The organism is Mesorhizobium sp. M4A.F.Ca.ET.020.02.1.1 (genome assembly GCF_004022645.1).
Taxonomy (GTDB): Bacteria; Pseudomonadota; Alphaproteobacteria; order Rhizobiales; family Rhizobiaceae; genus Mesorhizobium.
This window is the reverse complement of sequence record NZ_RZOI01000915.1, coordinates 1-2,057: the sequence shown is the minus strand read 5'-3', so window position 1 is coordinate 2,057 and position 2,057 is coordinate 1. Positions and strand designations below refer to the sequence as shown.

Below are 2,057 nucleotides of genomic sequence, written 5' to 3'. Positions count from 1 at the left end.
CCTCCACCCTGCAGCGCATCTACGACCGCGTGCGGCGCCAGCCCAAGCGCATCGTCTTCGCCGAGGGCGAGGAGGAGCAGGTGATGCGCGCCGCCGTCTCCTATGTGAACCAGAATCTCGGCACCGCCATCCTGCTCGGCCGCGACGACGTCATCAAGGAAAACGCCAAACACGCCGGCATCGAGCTCAACAAGCAGGGCATCGAGATCATCAATGCCAGGCTGTCGCGCCGCAACGGCATCTACACCGACTATCTCTACGAGCGCATGCAGCGAAAGGGCTTCCTGTTCCGCGACTGCCAGCGGCTGATCAACAATGACCGCAACCACTTCGCCGCCTGCATGGTGGCGCTGGGCGATGCCGACGGCATCGTCACTGGCGTCACCCGCAACTACTCCACCGCGCTTGACGACATCCGCCGCGTCATCGACGCCAAGCCGGGCCACCGCGTCATCGGCGTCTCGATCGTGCTCGCGCGGGGCAAGACCGTACTAGTCGCCGATACCGCCGTGCACGACATGCCGAATGCCGAGCAGATCGCCGACATCGCCGAGGAAGCGGCCGGCTTTGCCCGCCGCATGGGCTATGAGCCGCGGCTTGCCATGCTCGCCTACTCGACCTTCGGCCATCCGCATGGCGAACGTTCCGAGCGCGTGCAGGAGGCCGTGCGCATCCTCGACAAGCGCCGCGTCGATTTCGAGTATGACGGCGAGATGGCCGCCGACGTGGCGCTCAACGCCCGCGCCATGGCGCAATACCCGTTCATACGGCTGACCGGCCCGGCCAACGTGCTGATCATGCCGGCGTTCCACTCGGCCTCGATCTCGACCAAGATGCTGCAGGAACTCGGCGGCTCGACCGTTATCGGCCCGCTGCTGGTCGGCCTGAACAAGCCGGTGCAGATCGTTTCGCTGAACGCCAAGGACTCAGACATCGTCAACATGGCGGCGATCGCGGCCTACACGGCGAGCAACTGAGAAGCGGTGCGCGTCGGGCGCCTCCCATAACAGATTGATAATACTCAGCTGATATAGAGGGCCTCTTGCTGACTTGCCGTAACGGCATCTACGGCGCGCTCAGACCGCTAACTTGGGGGTGCGGCCATGAAGCATGACGGGGTCTCTGCATCCGCGGTTGGCCAGGGGGGCCACCACGACGAGCGGCTGGATGCGCTACTCAGCATCACCGGTCGCATGGACGGCTATCTCTACCGCTGCCGCAACGACCAGTCCTATACGATGCTCTACATCAGCGACGGCATCCTCACTGTCAGCGGCTATCGGCCGAGCGATTTCATCCACAATGCGGTGCGCGACTACGTCTCGGCCATCCATCCTGACGATCTCGCTTCGGTCTATGCTGCCGTCGACGCCGCGCTCGAGGCGCGCTGCAACTGGAATGTCGACTACCGCAGCGTGCCGAGGGTCGGCGAGCCGCTCTGGGTCCGCGAGATCGGCGGCGGTGTTTGGGACGAGGCCGGCGGGCTCGAATTCCTCGAGGGGTTCGTCGTCGACATCAGCGACCGCAAGGTCGTCGAGGACCTCAATGCGCAGCTGCTGCTCGACCTCAAGGCCGCCAACGAGGAACTGTCGGCGCAAAAGCGTGAGATCGAGCTGGCCAAGCAGCAGAGCGACCATTCGGCCAACCACGATCTCCTGACCGATCTGCCCAACCGGCGCGCCTTCCACAACGAGCTCAAATCGGTGATCGGCCGCTGCGCCGCCACCGGCGAGGCGGCAGGCCTGCTGTTCATCGACCTCGACCGCTTCAAGGAGGTCAACGACACGCTTGGCCACGAGGCCGGCGATGCGCTGTTGCAGCGCGTGTCGGACAAGCTGCGCGCGATCCTGCGCAGCGCCGACTTCGTCGCGCGGCTCGGCGGCGACGAGTTCGCTTTCCTGTTTTTGGGCAAGGCGGACCAGGCCAGGGAGAAGGCGGTGCGCGTGGCGGAGCGCGTGCTGGAGCGGCTGCGCATCAAGGTTCCGGCTCCGGGAGGCGACATCCAGGTCGGCTGCACCGTCGGTGTCGCGATCTATCCTACGGAAGCCGCCGCTGTC

At 65.2% G+C, this 2,057-nt stretch carries 2 protein-coding genes; both read left to right on the top strand.

Annotated elements, in window-relative coordinates:
• Positions 1-977, top strand: a 977-nt coding sequence (locus EN742_RS33000; RefSeq protein ID WP_281035030.1) for a phosphate acyltransferase, incomplete at its 5' end; no start/stop codon positions are given.
• A 126-nt stretch (positions 978-1,103) separates the two neighbouring features.
• Positions 1,104-2,057 (top strand): sensor domain-containing diguanylate cyclase (locus EN742_RS32995; RefSeq protein WP_148670445.1); only part of this gene is annotated, 954 nt, incomplete at its 3' end.